The organism is Swingsia samuiensis, assembly GCF_006542355.1.
Classification (GTDB): Bacteria; Pseudomonadota; Alphaproteobacteria; order Acetobacterales; family Acetobacteraceae; genus Gluconobacter; species Gluconobacter samuiensis.
This window is the reverse complement of sequence record NZ_CP038141.1, coordinates 1659247-1684199: the sequence shown is the minus strand read 5'-3', so window position 1 is coordinate 1684199 and position 24953 is coordinate 1659247. Positions and strand designations below refer to the sequence as shown.

22 protein-coding genes are annotated in these 24953 nt (G+C 46.2%); 14 read left to right on the top strand and 8 right to left on the bottom strand.

Translation table 11 applies throughout. The features are described 5' to 3' along the window. Positions 1-32 precede the first annotated feature (32 nt). Entirely contained in the window at positions 33-1058 is a 1026-nt protein-coding gene (locus E3D00_RS07985) for a bifunctional GNAT family N-acetyltransferase/(deoxy)nucleoside triphosphate pyrophosphohydrolase (protein WP_141461522.1), read from the top strand. A 7-nt stretch (positions 1059-1065) separates the two neighbouring features. On the opposite strand, the gene E3D00_RS07980 is transcribed toward E3D00_RS07985, so the two are convergent. Further along, on the bottom strand, positions 1066-1956 hold the full coding sequence (locus tag E3D00_RS07980; RefSeq protein ID WP_141461520.1) for an SMP-30/gluconolactonase/LRE family protein: 891 nt from the start codon (positions 1954-1956) through the stop codon (positions 1066-1068). Between the two features lie 101 nt (positions 1957-2057). Here E3D00_RS07980 and E3D00_RS07975 point away from each other — a divergent pair, with 101 nt between their 5' ends. Further along, a complete protein-coding gene (locus E3D00_RS07975) occupies positions 2058-2813 on the top strand; it encodes a competence/damage-inducible protein A (RefSeq protein ID WP_141461518.1) in 756 nt (251 codons plus the stop codon). A gap of 60 nt (positions 2814-2873) precedes the next feature. On the opposite strand, the gene E3D00_RS07970 is transcribed toward E3D00_RS07975, so the two are convergent. The 3 genes from E3D00_RS07970 to E3D00_RS07960 are packed head-to-tail and all read right to left on the bottom strand — an operon-like array spanning position 2874 to position 5203. Beyond that, positions 2874-3845 (bottom strand): acetyl-CoA carboxylase carboxyltransferase subunit alpha, encoded by a 972-nt coding sequence (locus E3D00_RS07970; protein ID WP_141461516.1) that lies wholly within the window; start codon positions 3843-3845, stop codon positions 2874-2876. A gap of 47 nt (positions 3846-3892) precedes the next feature. Then, entirely contained in the window at positions 3893-4804 is a 912-nt protein-coding gene (locus E3D00_RS07965) for a tyrosine recombinase (RefSeq protein WP_141461514.1), read from the bottom strand. Positions 4805-4843: 39 nt separating this feature from the next. Beyond that, entirely contained in the window at positions 4844-5203 is a 360-nt protein-coding gene (locus tag E3D00_RS07960) for a hypothetical protein (protein WP_141461512.1), read from the bottom strand. A 62-nt stretch (positions 5204-5265) separates the two neighbouring features. Here E3D00_RS07960 and aroB point away from each other — a divergent pair, with 62 nt between their 5' ends. From aroB to mtnK, 8 genes are all read left to right on the top strand, one after another. Then, complete coding sequence (aroB, locus tag E3D00_RS07955) at positions 5266-6948, top strand: 3-dehydroquinate synthase (protein WP_141461511.1); 1683 nt, start codon at positions 5266-5268, stop codon at positions 6946-6948. Between the two features lie 249 nt (positions 6949-7197). Beyond that, positions 7198-8337, top strand: a complete 1140-nt coding sequence (locus tag E3D00_RS07950; protein WP_141461509.1) for an OmpA family protein — start codon at positions 7198-7200, stop codon at positions 8335-8337. Positions 8338-8474: 137 nt separating this feature from the next. Continuing rightward, the gene (locus tag E3D00_RS07945) at positions 8475-9038 is read left to right on the top strand and encodes a GtrA family protein (RefSeq protein ID WP_141461507.1); all 564 of its coding nucleotides are present in this window, start codon (positions 8475-8477) and stop codon (positions 9036-9038) included. An 82-nt stretch (positions 9039-9120) separates the two neighbouring features. Further along, on the top strand, positions 9121-11760 hold the full coding sequence (alaS, locus tag E3D00_RS07940; protein WP_141461505.1) for an alanine--tRNA ligase: 2640 nt from the start codon (positions 9121-9123) through the stop codon (positions 11758-11760). Positions 11761-11879: 119 nt separating this feature from the next. Continuing rightward, complete coding sequence (locus tag E3D00_RS07935) at positions 11880-12557, top strand: carbonic anhydrase (protein WP_141461503.1); 678 nt, start codon at positions 11880-11882, stop codon at positions 12555-12557. Beyond that, positions 12526-13425, top strand: coding sequence for an endonuclease/exonuclease/phosphatase family protein (locus E3D00_RS07930; protein WP_246091404.1), 900 nt, complete (start codon positions 12526-12528; stop codon positions 13423-13425). Before E3D00_RS07935 ends, E3D00_RS07930 begins: the two co-directional genes overlap by 32 nt. 75 nt (positions 13426-13500) lie before the next feature. Further along, complete coding sequence (locus E3D00_RS07925; protein ID WP_141461499.1) at positions 13501-14199, top strand: hypothetical protein; 699 nt, start codon at positions 13501-13503, stop codon at positions 14197-14199. Next, positions 14199-15407, top strand: a complete 1209-nt coding sequence (gene mtnK / locus E3D00_RS07920) for an S-methyl-5-thioribose kinase (protein WP_141461497.1) — start codon at positions 14199-14201, stop codon at positions 15405-15407. The genes E3D00_RS07925 and mtnK overlap by 1 nt, the downstream gene beginning before the upstream one ends. Before the next feature lie 22 nt (positions 15408-15429). Here mtnK and E3D00_RS07915 read toward each other — a convergent pair whose 3' ends face one another. After that, a complete protein-coding gene (locus tag E3D00_RS07915) occupies positions 15430-16980 on the bottom strand; it encodes a peptide chain release factor 3 (RefSeq protein ID WP_141461495.1) in 1551 nt (516 codons plus the stop codon). Between the two features lie 282 nt (positions 16981-17262). Further along, entirely contained in the window at positions 17263-17880 is a 618-nt protein-coding gene (gene rpsD, locus E3D00_RS07910; protein ID WP_141461493.1) for a 30S ribosomal protein S4, read from the bottom strand. A 388-nt stretch (positions 17881-18268) separates the two neighbouring features. Between rpsD and E3D00_RS07905 the strand changes: the two genes are divergently transcribed. Then, positions 18269-18742, top strand: coding sequence for a peptidoglycan-binding protein LysM (locus tag E3D00_RS07905; RefSeq protein ID WP_141461491.1), 474 nt, complete (start codon positions 18269-18271; stop codon positions 18740-18742). 51 nt (positions 18743-18793) lie between these two features. Here the strand turns inward: E3D00_RS07905 and E3D00_RS07900 are convergent, their stop codons facing one another. Then, entirely contained in the window at positions 18794-20179 is a 1386-nt protein-coding gene (locus E3D00_RS07900; protein ID WP_141461489.1) for an MATE family efflux transporter, read from the bottom strand. Between the two features lie 87 nt (positions 20180-20266). Here E3D00_RS07900 and cysS point away from each other — a divergent pair, with 87 nt between their 5' ends. The 3 genes from cysS (at position 20267) to E3D00_RS07885 (ending at position 23518) form a co-directional block, all read left to right on the top strand. Then, positions 20267-21625, top strand: coding sequence for a cysteine--tRNA ligase (gene cysS, locus E3D00_RS07895; protein WP_141462433.1), 1359 nt, complete (start codon positions 20267-20269; stop codon positions 21623-21625). 3 nt (positions 21626-21628) lie between these two features. Beyond that, positions 21629-22405, top strand: a complete 777-nt coding sequence (locus tag E3D00_RS07890) for an RNA methyltransferase (protein ID WP_141461487.1) — start codon at positions 21629-21631, stop codon at positions 22403-22405. A 240-nt stretch (positions 22406-22645) separates the two neighbouring features. After that, positions 22646-23518, top strand: coding sequence for an aldose 1-epimerase family protein (locus tag E3D00_RS07885; RefSeq protein WP_141461485.1), 873 nt, complete (start codon positions 22646-22648; stop codon positions 23516-23518). Positions 23519-23568: 50 nt separating this feature from the next. On the opposite strand, the gene gltX is transcribed toward E3D00_RS07885, so the two are convergent. Beyond that, positions 23569-24903 (bottom strand): glutamate--tRNA ligase, encoded by a 1335-nt coding sequence (gltX, locus tag E3D00_RS07880; protein WP_141461483.1) that lies wholly within the window; start codon positions 24901-24903, stop codon positions 23569-23571. Between the last annotated feature and the right edge of the window lie 50 nt (positions 24904-24953).

Sequence of the window (24953 nt, the reverse complement as noted above, 5' to 3'; positions counted from 1 at the left end):
GTTTCTGATTAGGGGAAACACACATAATCCATATGACGCCAGAACTAAAAGCTGCCAACCTCGTACTTCGTCCTCTGACACATGAAGATACGCCTCACGTTCATCGGTTAGTGAATGACTGGAAAGTGGTACGTACGTTAAGCAGCTTACCCTTTCCATACCCTAGGGATCTGGCTGAAAAATGGATCCGATCCACTCAAGAGGACAGCCAAGCAGGCCATGCCTATCATTTCGCTATTACGCGAGAAAATATTCTCATTGGGGCGATTGGACTTGTTCTTTCCGAAGATAAGAAAACAGCCTCTTTAGGCTACTGGATCTCTCCTGCGTTGTGGGGGCAAGGCCTGACAACAGTTGCTGCACAACGTATTATTGAGTGGGGCTTTCGCTTTTTAAAGCTTGAAAAAATTACAGCCGATGCGGCAATCGATAATCCTGCTTCATGTGCCGTTTTAAAAAAACTTGATTTCCAAGAGGTTGGAAAATCGACCAGACGCTTCCTCTCACGAGGTCAAAACTGCGAAGTTACATTGTTTGAATTAAATAGAGCCCGTTTTCTGGAACTTAATCCAACGCCCCCACTACCTATCCCTGAGGAAAAACCAAAGCCCGTTTCCACCTCTCCTGAAGTAACGACTACACACTCTCTTCGTAAACCAAAGACATTACTCGTCGTCGCGGCAGCGCTTCTTAATTTAGAAAACAAAATATTACTTGCTCAACGCCCAGAAGGAAAACCTCTGGCTGGCTTATGGGAATTTCCCGGCGGAAAAGTGGAAATACATGAAACGCCAGAGCAAGCGCTTATTCGAGAAATGCAGGAAGAGTTAAATATTGACCTCACCGCATCATGCCTCGCCCCATTTACATTTATTAGCGAAAATGTAGGGGAGTTTCACCTTCTTATGCCCTTATTTGTAGTGAGGCGTTGGCAAGGGACGCCTTTTCCTAAAGAAGGACAAAATCTGGCGTGGGTCAATGCAGCAGATCTGGCAAAGTATCCAATGCCAGACCCTGATCTTCCATTGATCCCACTTTTTCAGGAACTTTTAGGCTAAGAAAAGACTATTTTTCTAAACGAAACGCATGCTGCGGATTACCGGCAACATCTGTTCTAAAAGCAAAAATTGAACCCGCCTGAGGCTCTTTTGCTAACGTTTCTGCGTCCAAACCTTTACGAGCCGTTGTTACAAAAACAGTCTTTAAATCATCCCCCCCAAACGCAATTTTTGTAACATTCGTTGCTGGCATTTCGATAGAAGGTAATGGCGTTCCATCTGGACGAAAACGTGAGACGCGTCCACCGCCCCATGTTCCACACCAAACATTTCCCTCACTATCCGTTACAACACCATCAGGATAGCCATCAGAGAATTGTGCAAAAAGCCGCTCATTTGAGAGATTGCCAGCTTTATCTAAGTCAAAAGCATAAACCTTTTGCTCCCCACTATCGCAGACATATAAAACATCCCCATTCGGAGAGACCGCAGGACCATTCGACACGACGTAACCTTCATCGTGTTTTGTAATTTCCAAACCATCCCGCTTATGAATGACCCGATAGATGGAACCTGTCTCGTTTTCTTCTCCGTCATCCATCGTACCAAACCACAGCCGACCCAATCCATCAACACAACCGTCATTCAAGCGATTTCCTGGGTGTTCTGGCTCTATCTGTGCATGAGGCGCAAATTCCCCTGTGTGCGGGTCAAAGATATGCAATCCATCTGCAAGCCCAGCCAAAAACTTTCCATCTTCAACAGGCAGCATGAAACCTACTCGAGCAGGAGCATCCCACGACTTATGCTCTGCTGTATCAGGAACAAAGCGATGGACTTTTTTTCCAAGAATATCCACAAAGTAAAGAGCACTTTCAGAACCAATCCAAACCGGCCCCTCACCCAATGTTGCTCGCACATCAAGAACACATTCAGGATTATGGTATTTCAGCGTCATTACATTTGTCCTAATATTAACTTTGTGAACGATCCCAAACAAAACTTACGTGTTGGTGCGGTATAACACGTAACGTTATTCTAACGCTATGTAGGTAATTTATGTCCCAAAAAAATGCTTGTTTCTTAGTGATTGGGAACGAAGTTCTTTCCGGCCGAACGAAAGATGCCAATACTCAAGTTCTTGCCAAAGCATTAAACGAACGTGGAATTCGTTTGCTCGAAGTCCGTGTTATTCCAGATATTGAAGATCATATTATCCGCACGGTAAGAGAATGTAAGGCGAGCTTTGACATTGTCTTTACCAGTGGCGGAATTGGCCCCACCCATGACGATATTACAACTCAATGTATCGCAAAGGCGATGGGAGTTCCTTTAATTCTCGATGAGCCTAGCTCTAAGGCATTAGAAGAACATCTGGGTAAGGAGCGGTTTAACAAAGCCTGCCAAAAAATGGCCTACCTTCCTCAAGGGGCAACCCCAATCGAAAATAAAGTATCGATTGCACCCGGCTTTTCTATTGAGAATGTGCATGTCATGGCAGGGGTTCCGTCCATTTTTGCCTATATGGTTTCATGGCTTGTGCCCCAACTTGAAGCGGGAGTTCCTCTTTCATCCAAAAGCTGGCATGCCCCCGGATTGAAAGAAGGACAATTTGCTGATGATCTTGAAGCTCTTCAACACCAATTCCCTTCCATTGATATTGGATCATACCCTTACCAGCTGCCCGATGGCGTAAAAGGTGTCGCCCTTGTCGCAAAAGGCTATGATGCTCAGGTCGTAAACGATGCAGCTCACACTTTACATGACCTTATCGTCGCTTACGGACAAAAACCAATAAGTGGTGATCCTGTATAACCATAAAAAAAGCCGTCCTCTGAAAGGACGGCTTCTTATCTGGTATCGGACTCGAAATTTTTATATCGGCCCACGTGTCATATTTAAGTATTTATCACGCCGTTTTTGTAAAAGCGCAGGCCCTGTCAATTCAGTCAAAACCGCAAGCTCTTCCGCAATGGCTTTCCCAACGGCTTCAACCGCTTGCTCCGGCGCACGCTGAGCTCCACCAATAGGTTCGGGGATAATCCGATCAATCAACTCAAAACCCAACAAATCCTGAGCTGTCAACTTCAAAGCTTCAGCAGATGTCGAAGCCATTTTGGGGTCACGCCACAAAATAGATGCTGCTGCTTCCGGTGAAATAACAGAATAAATTGAGTGCTCTAACATTAACACCCGGTCACCCGCACCAATCGCAATAGCGCCACCAGAACCACCTTCGCCAATAATAGTTGCGATGAGCGGGACAGGAGCTTTAAGGCAAACATCAATAGAACGTGCAATGGCCTGTGCCTGCCCACGAGCTTCAGCATCAATCCCAGGCCAAGCACCGGCTGTATCAATAAAGCTTAAAATAGGTAAGCCAAAACGACCAGCCATCTCAACCAAACGTTGCGCCTTACGATAGCCTTCTGGCCGGGCCATACCAAAGTTATGTTTTAAACGTGTTTCCGTATCATGACCGCGTTCTGTGCCAACAATAACAACAGGTCTTCCCTGAAAACGCGCTAACCCTCCAACCATGGCTTCATCATCGCCAAAAGCTCTATCGCCGGCAAGCGGGGTGTAATCAGTCGTTAATAGTCGGACATAATCAAGTGCTTTTGGCCTCTGCGCATGACGAGCGACCAAAACCTTCTGAAGCGGTGTTAACTTTGAATATGTCGTTCGAAGCAACTTATCTGTCTTGTCAGACAAACGTGCAATTTCATCATCAATATTGATACCATTGGAGCCGGAACTATTTTCCTGACTTCCAACCTGGCGAAGTTCATCGATCTTGGTCTCTAATTCAGCGATCGATTTTTCAAAATCTAAAAATTGGCGCATAAGACACCAAATAACATGTCCAAAGTTTTAGAAATAGTCCTTACTTCTTAATTTGCTGAAGGGACGCTCTTTGCGAGGGGATGATACTCTGTCACAAGTTGGCGCAAGCGCTCTGCCATAACCTGTGTATATATCTGAGTTGTCACGATATCTGCATGGCCAAGTAAAACTTGCAAAGCCCTTAAATCAGCCCCTCGTGACAAAAGATGACTGGCAAAAGAGTGCCTCAACACATGCGGACTAACACGCTGTGGGTCCACACCTGCTTTTAAAGCACACGCTAAAAGAATTTTATCAAAGCCTTGCCGTGTCAGATGTTTATCTGGGTCACGTCCCGGAAAAAGATAAACACTTCCCAAATCCCGATCAAAATGCACCAGCTCCTGCGCGGCCTCTTTTGCTGATGCCGATAGAGGCACAAGACGTTCTCGCCCTCCCTTTCCCCGCACAAGCAACATGGGAGACTTCGTTTTCACACACGATGCAGGCAGCGACAAAAGTTCAGAAATTCGTAACCCAGTTGTATACAACAACTCTAAAGCGGCTTTTGAAACAATATCCCGCCGTTCGTTTTCATGCCCCTTGGTCCCTTGCTCCAACAATAAGCGAATCTCTTTTTCACTTAACGGGCGCGGCAAAGACGCAGAAACCTTAGGCGCTATCTGCTTTTCTGTCGGATCATCCTTTCGAATCGATTCGAGCATCAGAAATTTGTAAAATTGTTTCAAACACGACAGCCGTCGTGCAGCTGTGCGCGCCGCCATACCCTCACGAGACAAAGAGGTCAGATAATCCTGAACATGCCTTTCTGTCGCCTGTTCTAAAGAAACCGGCTGACAAAATCGTGCAAAATCCATCAAATCTGAAGCATAAGCTTCTCTTGTTTTCAGAGCAGCTCCACGCTCCGCCATTAACATTTCTAAAAATGTTTCAATGGCAAGAGAAGGAGCGCCACTCATTCTGCTTAACCCACGCCTTTAATTAATGCCCCGCTATAATTAATGCCCCGCTACAGGACCTTGTGCTGGAGCCGTTTTAGGAGCGGGCATTGTTGGTAATGGGGTCGATGGTCCTGGCACAGCAGCGGCTGTAGATGTAGCCGCAGTCGAGGTTTTTAATGGAGCTGCTAGAGATGGTGCAGCAGGAACAGGAGGCATAACCGGCAAAGGCGCTGGTGCAGCGGAGTTCTGTGAAGAAAATAAAGCTGATGACAGCTCTTTATGAACTTGCACTTGCTCAGGAGGAGTTGGATTCCATCCAAGCTTAAGGAAGACTCCTCCCCCGGCCAGAATCGCAAGCAATAATGCGCCTCCGATAATTTTTGGTGTGCGAGAAGACAAGCGTTCAGATTTTACCATGATGAAACGATCTCTAAAGTACAGGCAGGACGTTTTGTTCTTCCTATGATAGTAAAAGAATTATGTCACCTCTGCAGCACACTCTTTCTCCTATCGATGGAGTAAATCCACTCCATATTTCCAAAACCATCGTTCTTATTGGAATGATGGGAGCAGGAAAAACAACGATTGGCCGACGCTTAGCGCATGTTCTTAATCTTCCCTTCGTCGATGCTGATGCAGAAATCGAACGGGCTGCCGGTTGTACGATTCCCGAGATCTTTACCAAGCACGGCGAATCTTTCTTTCGAAAAGGCGAAAGGCGTGTCATCCAACGTCTGATTAAAGGGCCGCCTTGTATCCTCGCGACGGGAGGTGGGGCATGGATGGACCCTCAAACACGTGATCTTGTTCGGAAATACGCTTTATCGATCTGGCTCCGCGTTCCAATCGACGTATTAATAAAACGTGTCAGTGGCCGTCATGGGCGCCCACTTCTTGCGCAAGGTGACCTACACGAGACCATGACGCGTCTGGTTGCTATTCGATACCCCATTTATGCAGAAGCCGACATCATTATTGATTGTGGAGAAGAAACCGTGGATCAAGGCGTAAAACACGTTCATAATGCAATTGCAGACTATCAGGCACCGCTGAAAGTCAATGTTACTCTTTCTCAACACACTTATGATGTTCTCATTGGTCCAGATCTGATCACGCGTGCTGGCAGCTTTATTGCGCCTCGGGTTCGTCACAAACACGTTGTCATTATCACCAACGAAACGGTAGCTGCCCTACACCTTTCCAAACTCCAAAAATCGCTGGAAGAAACAGGAATCCGATACGACATTTTGAAAGTTCCTGATGGAGAAGAAAGCAAATCTCTTGCATGCTATAGCGACACTATTTCTCGCCTGTTAGCCCTCGGGATTGAACGCAACACAACTATCCTTGCGTTTGGTGGTGGCGTCACTGGCGATTTATCTGGTTTTATCGCTGCTACGGCTTTACGTGGGATTCCTTTTATTCAAATCCCCACAACTCTTTTAGCTCAAGTCGATAGTTCTGTCGGGGGCAAAACCGGCATCAACTCGCCTTCTGGCAAAAACCTCATCGGTGCCTTCCATCAGCCTGTTCTCGTTTTGGCAGATAACTCTATTCTTAGCACCCTTCCCCGCCGCCAACTTGTTGCCGGATACGCCGAGATTTTAAAGGCTGGCGTAATCTCCTCTATGGAGCTTTTCGAATGGTGTGAGAAAAACGGCCAAGCAATGCTCAACGGTGACCCGTCTACGCTTGCCGAAGGTGTCCGACGTGCCTGTGCCTATAAAGCAGGGGTTGTCGCCACCGACGAACGCGAACAAGCATCTCAAAACGGTCGCGCTCTTCTCAACTTAGGCCATACCTTTGGACATGCTCTGGAAGCTGAACTGGGATATGATGGGCGTATTTTACACGGAGAAGGCGTTTCAATCGGGCTACACCTTGCAATGGCACTCTCTGTTCAACTGGGTTATGCGCCAGCTTCGGACCTAGCACGTCTCGATTCTCACTTAAGAGAACTTAAAATGCCGACCAGTTTCGATTGGTTCAAAGAGCCTTTTTCAGCAAAGACTCTAATTGCACACATGCAAAAAGACAAAAAAATTCATAATGGGAAAATTACATTCATCCTTTTACAAGGAATCGGCAAAGCCTTTACCAGTCGAGACGTGTCCATCGAAAGTGTAGAAAAACTCTTACTAAATGAAGGATGCCTTCCTTAATAGACATCTTATGTCACTTGACTTCGACGCTACTTAAACGGAAAGTTAGTATCGAAGTCAAAACAATATGTGGCTTTTTTGCCACTCACACACGCACTCAATCCAACAAACGCCTAATATCTCTTTTCGGCTGGAACTAGTCGATCTATATTGTGCTTATGCATCTGTATGCATGTTATGCATCGCGCTGGGATATGAGTGAATTTCTTACTCATTCTCAAACGTTAGCTCACTATTGAGGACGAAAATATGCGTCTCCGCACCGCACTACTTGCTATGACAGCGATGGCGACAGCTCCATCACTTGCTGTAGCTGGCACGATTACAGGCCCATACGTCAACATTGGCGGTGGTTATAACTTGGTCCAGACACAGCACGGACGTTTCTCTCCAACCACACAAGCTGATGGTTCAGAGAGCAACAGCCAGACCAAGTCTCGTTACCGCCACAAAAACGGCTTCACTGGCTTCGGTGCTGCTGGTTGGGGTTTCGGCAACGGTCTTCGTGCTGAAGTTGAAGGTGTTTACAACTATTCAGAAATCAACCACCGTCGTGGTACAGCTGTAACAGGTCGCACAAGCGGTTCTGACCAAGCTTATGGTGGTTTCGTCAACGTTCTTTATGACATTGACCTAGCTCGCTTTGGTATCAATGCTCCTGTAACACCTTTCGTTGGTGTTGGTGCTGGTTACCTATGGCAGCATTATAACCCAATCACCACAAGCTACAGCAACGGTAACGTAAACCGCGTTGGTGGTACACAAGGTAGCTTTGCTTACCAAGGTATCGTGGGTGCAGCTTATGATATCCCACACGTTCCTGGTCTTGCTGTAACAACTGAATATCGCTTCGTTGGTCAAACCTTTGCTGATGGTCCATATCAATCCACAGCTTGGAACCGTACAGGTGTTCACAAAGGTAACGTGAACTTTGATCACCGCTTCTCGCACCAGTTCATTCTTGGTCTGCGTTATGCGTTTGATACAGCACCACCACCACCACCACCAACACCTGTTATGGCAACACCTGCGCCAACAGTTGCTCGTACATACCTTGTCTTCTTTGACTGGGACAGAGCAAACCTAACAGGTCGTGCACGTGAGATCGTTGCTCAAACAGCTCAAGCTTCTACGCACGTTCAAACAACACGCATCGAAGTTGACGGTTACACCGATAACTCTGCTGCACACCCAGGTGCACGTGGTCAACGTTATAACATGGGTCTTTCAATCCGCCGCGCTCAAAGCGTTAAGGCTGAGTTGATCCGTGATGGCGTTCCAGCTGCTGCTATTGACATCCATGGTTACGGTGAAGCGAAACCATTGGTTGCAACTGGACCAAATACACGTGAACCACAAAACCGTCGCGTTGAAATCATCCTGAAGTAATTTAGAATGATTTCTATAGCTTAACGGCTATAGGTTCTGGAAAAGGCGTCCTTTTGGACGCCTTTTTCGTATTAAAGCCTTTCATCAATGGACCGTTATCGGCTAAACTATACTTCTTCACTTATGGAGATCTATCGTTGCGACGCTCCCGTATATTCTATCCTCGCTCTCGCCCTCAAATCGTGGACCAGTTCTTGCGCTTTGGTCTTGTTGGGGGGATCGGATTTTTTATTGATTGGGGAACCGTTGAAAGCCTTCGATCAACTATAGGGCTTATTGCTGCAACTATTGCTGCTTATTTTGTTGCGGCTACGTTCAATTGGATCTTAAACAGGTTTTGGACATTTCGCACCACGTCCTCAGATAACCAGCATCTCATCTTACAATGGGCACGCTTTCTTCTCGCCAACTCATGCGGTTTCTTTCTCAATCGTGGAGCCGTTTTTATCCTCTACGCTTTATTGCCTATAACGAGAAATTACCCCGGAATCGCTCTAGCAATTGGTGCTGCGTGTGGAATGTTTGCAAACTTTAGCCTTTCTCGTAAGCTCGTATTCCGTGCGAAAACTCCTGAAACCCCTTCTGACCTATTACAAATGGCAGTAGAATTTCCTGCATCAGGGTTAACCTCACCGAACCCTGAGCCTCATATTTCTACTTACCCGGGGACTCAGAAACTTGCTTCTCATAATGAAAGTTAGACGCTGGTTTCCCAAAAACAAATAATCGTCTAGAAGAACGCAACGAGATCTCCTTACATTTTTGGAACTTGAACCTTTATCCATGACCAGCACCAATGACATCCGCTCAGCTTTCCTCGAACATTTCGAAGCTCACGGGCACCGCATCGTTCCTTCTGCCTCTCTTGTGCCACAGAACGACCCAACTCTGTTATTTACCAATGCTGGCATGGTGCCGTTTAAAAATATCTTTACGGGTCAGGAAAGCCGCCCCTATTCACGCGCAACTTCTGCTCAAAAAGTAGTTCGTGCAGGCGGAAAGCATAACGATCTGGATAACGTGGGTTATACAGCCCGTCACCATACTTTTTTCGAAATGCTCGGCAATTTTAGTTTTGGTGATTATTTTAAAGCTGAAGCTATTGAATTTGCATGGAACCTTCTCACAAAAGGTTTCCAGCTTCCTCAAGAAAAACTATTAGCCACAGTTTACGCAGAAGATGATGAAGCCGCTGATCTTTGGAAAAAAATTGCTGGCCTAGATGACAGCCGTATTATTCGTATTGGCACTTCAGATAATTTCTGGCGCATGGGAGATACAGGGCCTTGCGGGCCCAGTTCAGAAATTTTCTTTGATCATGGTGAAAGTGTTTTCGGCGGCCCTCCAGGAAGCCCAGACGAAGATGGCGATCGTTTTGTAGAGATCTGGAATCTGGTCTTCATGCAGTTCCTTGAGGAGCCGGCTGGTGTCAGAAACCCTCTTCCCCGCCCTTCCATTGATACAGGCATGGGCTTAGAGCGCTTTGCAGCCATCATGCAAGGCAAGCGTGATAACTACGATACAGATACAATGCGGGCTCTTATTGAGGCCTCCGCTGATATCATGAACCAAGACCCGGATGGGGCTTTTAAATCCAGCCACCGTGTCGTTGCGGATCACCTTCGTTCAACAGCATTTCTCATTGCCGATGGGGTTCTCCCCTCCAAAGATGGCCGTGGTTACGTCTTGCGTCGCATCATGCGTCGGGCAATGCGTCATCTTCATATTATGGGTGCAAAAGAACCTGTTTTCTATCGTTTGCTCCCTGCCTTAATCCGTCAAATGGGATCTGCTTACCCTGAGCTGGTCCAGCATCAAGCACTTATTACTGAAACAATGAAGGGAGAAGAAGAGCGTTTCACGGCACTTCTAGAACGTGGCCTTGGCCTTCTCTCGAATGAACTTTCCCGTTTAGGTGAAAAAGAAGCTCTTCCCGGGGAAGTCGCATTCAAACTGTATGACACGTTTGGCTTCCCTCTCGATTTAACCCAAGATGCCCTTCGGGAAAAAGGTCACACTGTTGACGAAGCTGGCTTTGAACACGCTATGGCTGAACAACGCCAACGTGCGCGCGCAGCTTGGGTCGGCTCAGGTGATAGTGTTGCAGAAACTGTATGGTTCGATGCTCGTGACAAACATGGCGCCACAGAATTCCTTGGATATGTGTCTGAAAAATCGGATGCTGAAGTGCAAGGTATTTTTCGTGGAAATGATGAACTCGCAGAAGCACCAGCCAATGATGACACGATTGCAATCCTTCTCAACCAAACGCCTTTCTATGGAGAAAGTGGTGGGCAGGTCGGCGATCACGGGACACTAATGGCACCCGGTCTACGCGTTGAAATTACCGACACCCAAAAGCGTAATGGAGACCTCGTCGTTCATTATGGAAAAGTTGTCGAAGGCACATTAAAGCCGGGGATGGCCGTTCATGCTGAGATTGATCATGAGCGCCGCAAGGCCGTTCGTGGCCATCACTCTGCAACGCACTTGCTCCATGAAGCGTTACGCCGTCATATTGGAAGCCATGTCACGCAAAAAGGAAGCTTAAACGCCCCTGATCGTTTGCGTTTTGATATTAGCCAGCCTCGCCCCCTCACTCAGGAAGAGCTTTCCGCTGTTGAAGCAGAAGTAAATCAGCGTATTCGTGAAAACTCACAAGTAAATACCCGTATCATGACCCAAGATCAGGCTATTGCAGAAGGTGCTATGGCTTTATTTGGTGAAAAATATGGCGATGAAGTTCGTGTTGTTTCCATGGGAAAAGGCGAGGAAGACCGCTCAGCCTATTCCATTGAGCTTTGTGGTGGAACACATGTTGACCGTTTAGGGGAAATTGGTTTCTTCCGCATTATTTCGGAAGGTGGCGTTTCTGCAGGGGTGCGCCGTATTGAAGCTGTTTCTGGCTTAGCAGCAGAAAAATTAGCTTTAGACACAGAAAACCATCTAAAAGAAATTACGGACCTTTTAAAAGTTCCAGTTTCCCAAGCGGTCGACCGTATCTCAAGTCTGCTGGAAGAGCGTAAAGCACTTAATAACCAAATTTCTGAACTTCAGCATAAACTCGTCACTAGTTCTGGTGCAAATACCATTGAAAATATCAATGGCATTCCTTTTTCTGGCCGCAACCTAGGCGATATAAACCCTAAAGACTTACGCAATCTGGCCGAAAGCATCACGCATCAAATGGGATCTGGGGTAGCGGCTTTGATTTCAGAATCTGACGGACGCGGCAGTATCGTTATCGCCGTCACCAAAGATCTGACTGAAAAAGTAAATGCTGTTGATCTTGTGCGGGCTGCAGCTGAAGTTATGGGCGGAAAAGGCGGCGGTGGGCGCCCTGAACTTGCTCAGGCAGGCGGCCCTTCTGCAAAAGCAGATGAGGTGTTTGCTCTCCTAAAACAGAAACTAAAGTCTTCTTAATCACTTATAAGCTCCGTCGAAAGAAACGTTACAAATCATAATTTGTCTTTTTAGGACTTTACGTGTCCTAAAAAGACATTCTAACGTCCTTTACCTTCACTTTTAGGAGAAATAACGAGATGGCTTGTGGTCGCGATACTTTAGCAAAACTGCTCAGTGGTGTTCGTACATTTGAAACAGATGTTTATCCAGAAAGTGAAAAGCTTTTTAAAGATCTTGCACATAGTCAAGCTCCATCAACTCTCTTCATTACTTGCGCTGATAGTCGCATCAGCCCCAGCTTAATCACACAAACTGAGCCTGGTGAATTATTCATTGTTCGTAACGTGGGTAATATCATCCCAGCCTACGGAGAAATGTTAGGCGGTGTATCTTCTGCCATCGAATATGCCGTTGCTGTTCTTAAAGTAAAAAATATCATCGTTTGTGGCCACTCAAATTGTGGAGCTATGAATGCTCTGCTTGATCTGAATTCATCCAAACTTGATGCTCTTCCAACCGTCCGTAGTTGGCTACGTAACGCAGAAGCTGCTCGTGCCGCTATGGGTGAACTTCGTGCGGAAGATGCTGGTCCTGCGGATATTAAACAGCTCACAGAACATAACGTTCTTCTGCAACTTGCTCATTTAAAAACACATCCAGCTGTGGTTCGTGCACAAGCACAAAATGCAATCACTCTTCAAGGATGGTATTACGATATCCCGAATGGTGAAATGTTTGTGCTTGACGAAAATACACGCAAAGCTATCCCTGTCAGTCAAGCACTTGAAACACTCGGCTCTGCTTCTAAAGAATAATCTTCTTCAACTTATTATGCTTTTTCCTCTCGTAATAGGTCTTACCTATTGCGAGAGTTCCTCTGCTTTTGCTCATGATATAAAACTATCAACTTGGAATCTTGATTGGCTTTCTTTACGTAACCCTGATGATGCCGATTTGCCGAGTGATATCCCTCACCGTTCACCAAACGACTTTGAGCATTTAAACCATTATACCCAGCACTTAAACGCTGATATTATTGCTCTACAAGAAGTGGATGGGCCAGAAGCTGCCAAGAAAGTCTTTAATCCTAAGGACTATCAACTTGTTTTCACACATGATGAGGTCGTTCAAAGGACAGGAATTGCTGTAAAACATAATCTCATCGTTACGCAGAACGATGACGTAAAAAGTTTGGATGTATCCTCCCCCACAGCAAAACATCATTTACGCTCAGGCTTAGATGTTTCCATATCAGATGGAAAAAGCACCCTGCGTTTACTGGTCGTTCATCTCAAAACAGGATGTTGGGAACAACCCTTACAACAAAAGCATCATTCCTGCCCTCAATTATACCAACAATTCCATATCTTGGAGGATTGGGTTGCTGAACGTCAGGATGAAGGAAGTGCTTTTGTTGTTTTAGGTGACTTTAACCGACGTTTAACTCTGTATGACCCGATCATGATTCATCTGCAAACGATTGCCCCCCTCCTTCTCACAACGGCAGGAAAAGCTAGTCCGTGTTGGGGCGGAGAATATTTTATTGATCATATTTTACTCGGAAATGCTGCATCATCATGGCTTGTACCAAATAGCCTGCGAGTCATGACCTACAAAGAAAGCGCCTCAGCACAGGGCTTATCTGATCATTGTCCTGTTTCGATCACTCTTCATATTCCATGAGATGTTTCATTTTTTTGTATTACAGCCCATAGTCCATCAGAACATCTTTTAAAAACGCAAAGAGAGTGTGGTCATATGTCTCTATCCTCTTCTCATGATTGGCCTATTACACCTCTCTCCAGCAGCCTATCTGTCTCAGCTAATCAACCGCTTCCCTCTCTTTCAACAACACAAGAAAAAAGAATTGAAAGCATATGGGCCTCAGCCCTCACAAAACATCCAACACTTTATAACGGTCGTGTCTTCTGTGCGGACATTATCGAACCGTCCCATATTTATGGACATTGGTCCGAATATCGGCGCGTTTTAGCGCAAATGAAACAGCCAGATATTTACGGCCACCATCCCCTCCGGCCCCTTGCTGTGGTTGGGTTAATGCGGGTCAAAGAAGGAGTGGTGATTGGCCGACGATCTCCCAACGCAATCTACCTTCCCCATTATTGGCAAGGCGTACCGGCAGGGAACGTTGAAAGCCGCGAAAGGGAAAGCACTATCAATCTTGCAAACCAATTAATAGCTGAATGCCAGGAAGAACTGGGGCTCGAGCCTGCAGAATGTAAAATTGGTATACCTCTTCTGGCCTGTGAGCATCCTTCTTCACATATTGTGGACATTGGCCTCTCCCTTGGGGTGTCACTTTCCTTTGATGAGCTTCGTCAAAGAAGTCATGACAAAGGAAATGCAGAGTATGATGCGTTAGAACTCATTCTTCCACATTCTCCTCCGTCTCAGAACATAGTTCCTACTCTTAAAGCGATGCTGGAGAGAAGCTGATGTCTTATATTCCTTTAACACCTGACCTTCTTCGTCATTGGTTAAGTCAACACAATGCTCTTTCCCAAATTCTGGGCGGTACACCTCCGACGTGGCGTATCCGTGAAGTCAGTAATGGTAATCTCAATCTGGTTTTTCTTGTTGACGGGCTAACAGGAAAGCTTTGTTGTAAGCAATCTCTGCCGCATGTTCGCGTTGCCCCAGAATGGCCAATGCCTTTAGAGCGTGCCCTTTACGAAGCGCGTTACATGCAAACGATTGCCCCCTACGTTCAAGGTTTAACACCCCAATTATTCTATTATGACTCAGATATGTTTCTTCTGGTTATGGAAAACCTGACACCACACGAAGTTCTACGCAGTGCACTCATAGGCGATCGTGCACCGGAAGGATTTTCTTCGATCATTGGGCGCTATGTTGCTCAAAGCGTGCATGGGACAAGCTGGATAAGCCAACCCTTTGAAAAAGGTTCACAACTCTTAACCGAATTTTCTGGTAACACCGCTCTTACACGCATCACTGTCGATCTTATCCTAACAGATCCTTATCGTCCGTGTGATCGTAATCCAAAGCCTTTGCCTGAATTAGAAGCCGACATTCACTTTTTACAAAATGATCCAGCCATTCATGTTTCTGTTAACAAGCTTCAGCACCGATTTTTAACACAGAAACAAAGCCTGCTACACGGGGACCTTCATACAGGGTCCATCATGCTTCATCACTCAGATGTGCGCGTTATCGACGGAGAATTCGCGCTCATGGGGCCTATTGGCTTTGATTGTGGTCTCTATCTCGCCAATCTTTTCATCCATGCTTTGGCTGTTCCGCATAAAGCACATTTCATTCAGGCTGAAATATCTGCTTTCTGGCATAGCTTCGCATCCCACTTAAGAGAACTTTTAAAGCAGAGCAGTAGAGGAGATGCATGGTCCTTATCTCTACCCTCTATAGACCGACAAAAACTATGGGATGAATTTTTACATAGTATTTTGCAAGATATGGCCGGATTTTTTGGATTAGAACTCATCCGGCGCACCATTGGTTTTGCTCAAGTGGCGGACTATACGTTGTGCCCTACCCCCAAAGCAGAACTAGTGGCTCGAAAGCAAGCCGTTTTAACAGGCCATACACTTATTAAACAGGCGAAACACCTTCACACTTTTGACGCGTTTCTTAACCTCTTAGCCCCCTGCTTTAAAGCGCTCTAAAACAGGAGAGCTAACCGCTACACTACGTTCCAGAGGTTAAGCCGATCTGCTTAATATCATGAAATGTCAAATCTTGATTCATTTCTATAGTCCGTCGCATCATAAAGGATGAACTTGCCAAGAAGACAGGATCACCATCCAAATCATCCGCCATAGAGGAACGATTTGTTGCACAAAATGCATCAATCTTGGCTCGTTCTCCAGAAATCCAGCGTGCTAAGGTAAAGGGAGTGCTCTCAAACCCAATAGAAACACTATATTCAGCTTTAAGACGCGATTGCAAAACATCTAACTGAAGTGTTCCCACCACCCCAACAATCGGGGGTAAACCATCCTGCGGCTTGAAAAGCTGAACGACCCCTTCTTCAGCCAACTCAACAAGCGCCTGCCGAAGCTTTTTAGCCTTCATCGCATCATCTAAGCGAACACGTCTTAAAATTTCCGGCGCAAAATGTGGAACACCTGTAAAACGGAGTTCTTCGCTTTCACTTAACGTGTCCCCAATGCGTAAAGTGCCATGATTAGGGATTCCAACAACATCCCCGCCAAATGCTTCTTCTGCTAATTGGCGATCACGTGCAAAAAAGAACTGCGGAGTATGCAAGGCAAACTGCTTACCCGTTCGGACATGCTTCAACCTCATCCCACGTGTTAGCCGCCCTGAGCAGACACGCGCAAAAGCCATTCGGTCCCGGTGGTTCGGGTCCATATTCGCTTGGATTTTAAAAATTAAGGCTGTTACCTGCTCTTCATCAGCTTTTACCTCTCGCCCCTCTGTCGGTTGAGCACGAGGGACAGGCCCATAAGCTACAAGTGCGTCCAGCAAATCTGTAACGCCAATTTCCTTCATCGCCGAGCCAAAAAAGACAGGCGTCAAATACCCAGCGTCAAAAGCCTCCCGATCAAACTCTGGTAACGCCGCCTCTGCTAGCTCCAAGTCTTCACGTACCTGCTCCAAACGCGGGTCATTCTCTGGCAGAGGCTCTTTTGTATGAATTTGGCGTGTACGAATATCATAAGTGCCAGCAAAGGTAGCAGCTCGCCCTACAGGCCATGTTGCAGGTGATGTTTCTAATGCCAGCGTGCTGGAGATTTCATCCAATAAAGCAAAACAATCCTGTGCCTCACGATCCATCTTATTGATAAAAGTGATGATAGGAATGTCACGCAGACGGCAAATTTCAAACAGTTTCAGTGTCCGGGCTTCAATCCCTTTCGCTGCGTCAATCACCATGACAGCGCAATCCACCGCTGTCAGCGTACGGTATGTATCTTCAGAGAAGTCTTCATGGCCCGGCGTATCAAGCAAATTAAAGACACACCCGCCATATTCAAATGTCATGACTGAGGTAACGACAGAAATCCCACGATCGCGCTCAATACCCATCCAGTCAGACTTTGTGCGGCGGCGCTCTCCTTTTGCACGCACATTTCCAGCCAACTGAATGGCACCGCCTGCTCTAAGGATACGTTCTGTTAAAGTCGTTTTACCGGCATCCGGATGGGAAATAATAGCAAAAGTACGTCGGCGAGAAATCTCGCGATTAATTTCAGCGCTCAACGCCTCAGACATGGGGACTCCGGTAAAACTGTATCATAATCCAGAACAGAACCATCATTGGCCCTATTTCTTAAGCCGCTCCATCTTTAACAGGAGCAAAGGACACCCTAATGAACATCATTCTGTTAATGGCTGCAATGTGGAGAATAGCGCCATTAACGTCAAGAGAGTGCTCAAGCGTAAAAGCAATAATTCATCTCATTGCCTCTACTTATTCGACAAAAGCCAATACGAAAAAACCGGACTGAATACTCAGCCCGGTTTCTTTCTTCAGACCATAAATAGTCTTTAAACTTAGCGGGAGTAGAACTCGACCACCAGATTTGGTTCCATCTGAACAGGGTAAGGAACGTCAGATAGAGTTGGTGTGCGGACAAATTTGCCCTTCATTTGACGGTGATCGACTTCAACATATTCAGGTGTATCACGCTCAGCGTTCTGAACTGCATCAAGTACGATTGCCAATTGCTTGGATTTATCACGTACTTCGATAACGTCACCTTCTTTTACCAAGTAAGAAGGAATGTTCACTTTCTTACCGTTTACTGTAACGTGACCATGGCTGATAAACTGACGTGCAGCAAAAGGTGTTACTGCAAATTTCAAACGATATACAACCGCATCCAAACGACGCTCTAGTAGACCGATCAGGTTCTCAGATGTATCACCTTTACGACGAACAGCTTCATCGTAATATTTACGGAATTGCTTTTCGCTGATGTTACCATAGTAACCCTTCAGCTTCTGCTTTGCCATCAACTGAATTGAATAGTCAGATGGCTTCTGCTTACGGCGTTGACCATGTTGACCTGGACCATATTCACGACGGTTTACAGGTGACTTTGCGCGGCCCCATAGGTTTACACCAAGGCGGCGGTTAATTTTATACTTACTCTCAAGACGCTTTGACATGGGTTAATCCCTGTTCATACATCAAACCCACTCTCATACTGCATAGTGAGCTGTTTTGTTGCACCGGTATGCTTCTTCCCTCATTGAAAAAAGCGGGCGCACTTTCAAAGCCGAAAGCTCAGTAGGGAGCAGCATCCCCACCTCAACAAGCATCGACCGAAAATGTCCTCGTTTCCGGCTGTAGTGTCGCGCCTACAGGACGTCTTTTCTTCTGTCAAGATTTTTAGATATGTCTTTGCAATTTTATCGCATCCGCTACGCATAAATCTCATATCTGGCGAAGATATTTTACGCTACCTTGCACTCCTCGTGACGACAGAATCACGAACTTGCAAGCTAACCTCCCCTTTTGAAGGAGAGGCTCTTTTTAATGACTTGAGTTTATTTTATGAAAACTTACCGTTTTAACCCAAAAGCTGGACATATTCCTGAAGGTTCCTTGGAAGGGCTTATTCAATCTCTTGATGCCCCTCCACCTCCCCCTCAAGGTGAAGGCTTTATTAAACGTGCATTCAAAAAATTTGGTTTATCCCAAATGCATATGTCTCATTTAGTAATTGATGACCGTACGATTTATCTTCGAGGAAAAGCTGAGACAGCTAAAGACCGGGATCAGATGATCCTCACTGCAGGAAATGTTGCTGGAGTTGCAGCGGTTGAAGCTGAGATCCAAGTTCCGGCTGGTACACCTGAACCGCATTTCATTGAAATCAAAACCAGCAACACACTCGACGAAGTCGCAGAAAAACTGCCTGGAGACATCACGGGTGATGACTTGTTAAATGCTAATGCTCCTCTCATCAAATCCAAAGAGGACATCTATCACGGCCAAACCATTCGCGTTCCAACAGAACACGAATAGTAGAACCGGCCTTAAACTCAGCCCTTCCTAACCAAAAGAAGGGCTCTCCAATCAGGCAATTTGGGTGCGTTTATATGATCTCATGATAATCAATAAACGGGCACCAAAACCTAGGCTGGTTACTCCAAGTGCGAGCGCCATCCCAACCCACAAACCTTCCACGCCCCAATGTTGCTGGAAGGCAAGCCAGCCCCCTAAAGCAAGCCCAACCAATCCGTAGCTCAACACGGCAAGGATCATAGGCCAGATTGTGTCTCCATAACCGCGTAATGCCCCATTAAAAACCGTCTGCAATCCATCTCCAATTTGATAAATTCCAGCGATTTTCAATAATAATACAACCAACTGTGCCGTTTCAGGATCTGCCGGGTGATGTGAAAAATATAAAGACAAAATTTTATCTGGCCAAATCAGCAACAACGAAGAGGCACAAGCCCCCCAAATCAGAACAATGATCGTACCCCATATCGTCGCTCGACGAGATTGATTTAGCTTTCCTGCCCCGCGCCAGTAAGCCACACGCACGTTAGTCGCCTGCCCAATCGCTAATGAGACCATAAACATAAGAGCACCGATATTTATGACCACTTGATGGGCCGCGGAACTATGGGTTCCCAACTCTCCTGCACGTAAGCTTGTAATCTGGAACATCAAAATTTCAGCGGCAGCTCCAAACATCATTGGAACGCCAAGCTGTAAAAGCTCTTTTACGATAGACCAATCAAGGGCGCCCACATGCATCACGGAACGAATCCGTGGTTCTCTTTTACAGAGAGCCAGCATGGCAATACTTAATATCCAAGCCGTTAATGTGGTTGCTGTTGCAGATCCAAACAAACCAAACGCTGGAATACCGAACCAACCATAGATTAAGGTTGCATTCGCTAAGCCATTACAAATGGCCATGGCAGGCATCATCCATAAAAGAAGAGCCTCTGCTCCTAAAGCAGGCAATATAACCCTTACGGCACCAATAACGGTCATATAGGGAAGTAATGAGATCAACAAAATATGTATGAACTGGCTTCCCTGCACCACAACATCATGTGGCTCTCCAAGCCATGTAAACAAAGGCTCAACAAACCAGAGTAACAATGCGCATGGGACAAATATCAGCAGCCCCAAAAATATAATTGCCGTTACAACATCTTTCCCGGCATAAGCTTTGTGCCCATAATCTTCTGCCCCACGGCCATGAGACAAAAGGACACCTCCGCCTCCTAAAAGAGCCTGACAGGTCACCATCGTGGTAAAGAAAAAAGTTCCAGCCAAGCCACCTATCGCAACTTCCGTTACTCCTAAGCTGCCCAGAAGTATGGTGTCTGTTACCCCCATCGACATTTCTGATAATTGTGAGAATGCTAACGGCAAAGCAATACGCATCAAAGCCGTTATATGACCACTAATCGAAGTAGGGTTCGTCGTTTTTTTATGCATGATCTTCCCCTACCTCAATAAAGAAGATTCAAACAAGTGCAACAAAGACGTTGCACCAAATCGATGAGTGTCGCATTCATATTCCTTATGGTTGATGCTGCTTCTCACGTGCTTCGTCTGCACGACACACACACACGCAATAAACGGGCGTTTACACCTCTCGATCCAAACAATATCCGCGTGTATTTCTGCGGCCCTACCGTGTATGACCGCGCTCATATTGGTAACTTACGCGCAATGATCTGTGCGGACATTCTGGTACGCCTTTTAAGGATTCTTTTTCCAAAGGTTACATATGCTCGCAACATAACAGATGTTGATGATAAAATATCAGCCAGAGCCAAAGAAAATGGCGAAGATATTTCAGTTCTAACAGCACGTACAACAGCTGACTTTCACGAAGATCTGCAAGCCCTTAACATTCTACCACCCGACATTGAACCCCGCGCGACACATCATATTGCAGAAATGCTCGAAATGATTAAGCGCCTGCTCGAAAATGGTCATGCCTATGAAGCACAAGGGCATGTTCTTTTCTCTGTTCGAACCTTACCAGACTATGGCACTCTCTCAGGCCGTTCATTAGATGACATGATTGCAGGAGCACGTGTTGAGGTTGCTCCTTATAAACGTGACCCCGGTGATTTTGTCCTTTGGAAGCCCTCCACCCCAGACCAACCCGGTTGGGATAGCCCCTATGGCAGAGGACGACCCGGATGGCATATTGAATGCTCAGCCATGTCCCATCGTTATTTGGGAGAAAGTTTTGATATCCATGGTGGTGGGGATGATCTTTTGTTCCCTCATCATGAGAATGAACGCGCTCAATCGCTGTGCTGCTACCCCCAAAGCACATTTGCCCGTTACTGGGTTCATAACGGAATGCTTCTCTCTAATGGTGAAAAAATGTCCAAATCTTTGGGCAATTTCTTTACTATTCGAGAAATTTTAGATCGCTCCCCCGCTGAGCCCTTACGCTTTTTATACTTAAGCGCACATTATCGCTCTCCTTTAGATTTCTCTTGGGAGAAACTGGAAGAAGCACGCCGGATACTGGACCGCTTCTATCGAGCCCTTGAGCAAGGCAACGCCCAACCCGGCGCAGATATTCCATCCAATGTGCTTGCCGCATTATGTGATGATCTTAATACCCCATTAGCAATTTCTGCCCTCCATGCTCTAGCTGATGAAGCGATGCAAGGAGATCAAAAAGCAGCTTCTGCGCTTTTGAGTGCGGGACAACAACTTGGCCTCTTTCAAGTCTCTCCCGCTGAGTGGTTTCAAGCCGGGGTTGATGCGTCTTCCATTAATGCTCTGATTGAAGAACGTCTTGCTGCTCGCAAAGCCAAAAACTTTGCTCGCGCTGATGAAATCAGAAATAACCTCACCGCTCAGGGAATTCTTCTAGAAGATGGCCCCAATGGCACAACATGGCGGAAAGCATAACCCATGACAGGACGTGATGGCGGAGCGGATTTAACTCCTATCAGTGAGTTCGAACCTGTAGTTATCCTTGTTCGTCCTCAACTGGCCGAAAATATTGGCACAACAGCACGGGCCATGGCTAATGGGGGGTTATTCCACCTCCGACTTGTAGCCCCTCGTGATGGTTGGCCCCAAGAGCGCGCTTGGCATGCTTCTTCTGGAGCCGATCGTATTCTTGAAGCCGCAACGGTTTACGAGACGGTTGATGATGCCGTAGCAGACTTACAGCGTGTTTTTGCAACATGCCCCCGCCCTCGTCATGTGATTAAGCCCGTCATGACAGCCCGTGGTGCTGCTGCGGAGTTACGGATTGCCTCTCACCATAAAATCCGAACAGGAATCCTCTTTGGCCCTGAACGTGCGGGCCTTGATAATGAAGATATGGCACGCGCCGATACACTCGTGCGTTATCCGCTTAACCCTAATTTTATGTCACTTAATCTGGCACAAGCTGTCTTGGTTATGGCGTATGAATGGTATTTAACAGAGGACATAACTGCACCACGTGACTTCATGACGAATGAAACACATGTTGCAACTAAAGGTGAACTCGAAAACTTCATGTCTCATCTTTTACGTGAACTTGATGACACTGGTTTTCTGCGGAATGAGCAAAAACGCCCTGGTATGATTCGCAATCTCAGACATTTCTTCACACGAGGCGAAGTAACAGAACAAGAGCTTCGCACCCTACACGGCGTCATCAGTGAATTGGTTCGCGCACGCAAAGCCCAAAGGTAGTCCCCCACCATTGGTACCCAATGGGGCAATGTCCCCATTTTCAGAGCCGTTCTTAACGACACACATCTTGTGGACGGCTCTGACGAATGTCATCACGAACAGTCTTTGCTCGTCACGTCTACGAGATAAACCATTTAAAACGTAGATTTAAATCCACAGATATTATTCAACATAAGATAAATGAAAGTTTCGTCGTGCATTTTATACACTTTCATATCACTTAAGAAAGCTTTTCAAACGATGTCTGATACAACGCATACTTTTAGTCATAATGGATTAACTGCAACTGTATCTTCCCATGGTGCAGAACTTACTGCTCTTCTTGCACCGGATGGGCGGAATATCTTGTGGGAGGCTGGCCCAGAATGGCCCCGACATTCTCCCGTACTTTTTCCCATTGTAGGAAAAGCCCCTGACAATAGCACTCTTGATGATCTTCCTGTTCATTTAACACAACACGGCTTTGCACGTGACATGACCTTTACATGGGTAGAACGCAGTCCAACAGGATGTATTCTAGAACTCAAAGATACTCCTCAAACCCACGAGCTTTTTCCTTCCCAGTTTCGTTTGACACTGATTTACCAAATTAAAGAGGATGCCCTGCATGTCGGTTACGTTCTCACTAACCCATCTGATCATAAAATATTACACACATCTTTAGGTGCTCACCCCGCTTTTAAATGGCCGCAATATCCGGGGGATACAAAAGAGAATTACCAACTTATCTTTGAAAAGAATGAGCCTGATCCTATCCATCGGATAAGCCCAAAAGGCTTACTCCCAGATGATTTTCATTCCCCTATCGCCGGCCGTATTCTCAAATTGAATGATCAGCTTTTTGAGGCCGATGCCATTATTATGCTCAATACAAAAAGCCATTCTATTGATTTCACAAACCCAGATGGCTTAGGCCTTCGTATTCGTTGGGAGGGATTTCAAGACCTTGGGATCTGGACCAAGCCTGGCGCTGAGTTTCTTTGCATTGAACCATGGTATGGATACGCCACACCAGAAGGCTTTTCAGGTGATTTCTCTAAAAAGCCTGAACTCCTTCACCTTAACCCACACGAAAGCTGGGAAGCGTCTTGGAGCGTTAAACCTCTTTCATAAAAAAGGGCGCCCAATTGAATGGGCGCCCTTTCTTCGCTATGACAATCGTCTTATGCCAGTATCGCATCTCTCAAACGAGAGGTTGTACGCTCATGCCCCATCAATCCCAGCAGAACATGCAGTTCAGGGCCATTATCCTCACCCGTTAAAGCCAACCGCAATGGCATGAAGAGAGCTTTCCCTTTACGGCCTGATTGCTCTTTTAAAGCCGTCGTCCACTTTTTCCATGTTCCTTCATCCCAAGGCTCTTCTGGAAGAGTGTTGAGCGCCAACTGTAAAAACTCACGATCTTCTGGCTGAGAAGGCGGTACGATTTCACCGTGCGTTACTTCCCACCAATGAGGAATCTCGGCCGCCAAATCAACATTGCCACGTACAGCATTCCAAAAATCTTCTGTTGCCTCTTTAGGCAACTGATCCTTAACCTGATCAAATGTCAGACTATGCAACGCCTTTCTATTCAAGGCCAAAAGCTGCGTCATATCAAAACGTGCAGCTGACTTTGAAACGTTAGCAAGATTATACCCTGCAATAGCCTCATCCATTGTCATCACGTATGGATCTTCTGATGTTCCAACACGGGACAAGTAAGAAATAATCGTCATCGGCTCTACACCGTCATGACGCAAGGAACGCAAGCCTAAAGAATCCAACCGCTTGGACAGCTTTCCACCATCTGAATCAAGAAGCAGTGGCAAATGAGCAAATGTGAAATGATTCGCTTTTGCGCCTAAAGCATCTGCAATATCGATTTGCACGCCTGTATTGGTAACGTGATCTTCCCCACGGACGATGTGGGTAATATCCATATCTAAATCATCAATAACAGAAGCAAGCGTGTAAAGAATGGTTCCATCAGCCCGAACAAGAACCGGATCAGATATTGCCGTCAGCTTTACCGAGCAATCACCCATCACCAAATCTTGCCACTTACGGCTGCCATCGGTGAGCTTAAAACGCCAATATGGTACTTTTCCGTTGGCTTCTGCTCGCTCCCTTTGTTCTGGCGTGAGCTTTAGCATGGCGCGATCATAGATCGGAGGTTTACCGGCACGAATACGCATTTCGCGTTTCGCCTTTAGCTCCTCTTCACTTTCAAAGCACGGATAAAGACGGCCAGAAGCTTTAAGCTTTTCAATAACCTCTGCATACCGATCAAGACGCTCAGTTTGACGCGCCTCTTCGTCCCAAGTCAGCCCAAGCCATGTCAGGTCCTTACGGATCCCTTCTTCATATTCAGGCTTACTACGAGCAACGTCTGTATCGTCGATCCGTAATAGGAATTTGCCACCATTACGGCGCGCATAGAGGAAGTTAGCAACAGCCTGTCTAGCGTTACCAACATGGAGATACCCAGTAGGGGAAGGAGCAAAACGCAATTTCATATTCTATTAATGCCGTATGATGACTGAACTTTCCAGATAGATCATCACAT

Bases quoted from the DNA above. Each gene is read 5' to 3' on its own strand.
- E3D00_RS07985 (WP_141461522.1), top strand. From the start codon at position 33: ATGACGCCAGAACTAAAAGCTGCCAACCTCGTACTTCGTCCTCTGACA.
- E3D00_RS07980 (WP_141461520.1), bottom strand. From the start codon at position 1,956: ATGACGCTGAAATACCATAATCCTGAATGTGTTCTTGATGTGCGAGCA.
- E3D00_RS07975 (WP_141461518.1), top strand. From the start codon at position 2,058: ATGTCCCAAAAAAATGCTTGTTTCTTAGTGATTGGGAACGAAGTTCTT.
- E3D00_RS07970 (WP_141461516.1), bottom strand. From the start codon at position 3,845: ATGCGCCAATTTTTAGATTTTGAAAAATCGATCGCTGAATTAGAGACC.
- E3D00_RS07965 (WP_141461514.1), bottom strand. From the start codon at position 4,804: ATGAGTGGCGCTCCTTCTCTTGCCATTGAAACATTTTTAGAAATGTTA.
- E3D00_RS07960 (WP_141461512.1), bottom strand. From the start codon at position 5,203: ATGGTAAAATCTGAACGCTTGTCTTCTCGCACACCAAAAATTATCGGA.
- aroB (WP_141461511.1), top strand. From the start codon at position 5,266: ATGTCACCTCTGCAGCACACTCTTTCTCCTATCGATGGAGTAAATCCA.
- E3D00_RS07950 (WP_141461509.1), top strand. From the start codon at position 7,198: ATGCGTCTCCGCACCGCACTACTTGCTATGACAGCGATGGCGACAGCT.
- alaS (WP_141461505.1), top strand. From the start codon at position 9,121: ATGACCAGCACCAATGACATCCGCTCAGCTTTCCTCGAACATTTCGAA.
- E3D00_RS07935 (WP_141461503.1), top strand. From the start codon at position 11,880: ATGGCTTGTGGTCGCGATACTTTAGCAAAACTGCTCAGTGGTGTTCGT.
- E3D00_RS07925 (WP_141461499.1), top strand. From the start codon at position 13,501: ATGTCTCTATCCTCTTCTCATGATTGGCCTATTACACCTCTCTCCAGC.
- mtnK (WP_141461497.1), top strand. From the start codon at position 14,199: ATGTCTTATATTCCTTTAACACCTGACCTTCTTCGTCATTGGTTAAGT.
- E3D00_RS07915 (WP_141461495.1), bottom strand. From the start codon at position 16,980: ATGTCTGAGGCGTTGAGCGCTGAAATTAATCGCGAGATTTCTCGCCGA.
- rpsD (WP_141461493.1), bottom strand. From the start codon at position 17,880: ATGTCAAAGCGTCTTGAGAGTAAGTATAAAATTAACCGCCGCCTTGGT.
- E3D00_RS07905 (WP_141461491.1), top strand. From the start codon at position 18,269: ATGAAAACTTACCGTTTTAACCCAAAAGCTGGACATATTCCTGAAGGT.
- E3D00_RS07900 (WP_141461489.1), bottom strand. From the start codon at position 20,179: ATGCATAAAAAAACGACGAACCCTACTTCGATTAGTGGTCATATAACG.
- cysS (WP_141462433.1), top strand. From the start codon at position 20,267: ATGGTTGATGCTGCTTCTCACGTGCTTCGTCTGCACGACACACACACA.
- E3D00_RS07890 (WP_141461487.1), top strand. From the start codon at position 21,629: ATGACAGGACGTGATGGCGGAGCGGATTTAACTCCTATCAGTGAGTTC.
- E3D00_RS07885 (WP_141461485.1), top strand. From the start codon at position 22,646: ATGTCTGATACAACGCATACTTTTAGTCATAATGGATTAACTGCAACT.
- gltX (WP_141461483.1), bottom strand. From the start codon at position 24,903: ATGAAATTGCGTTTTGCTCCTTCCCCTACTGGGTATCTCCATGTTGGT.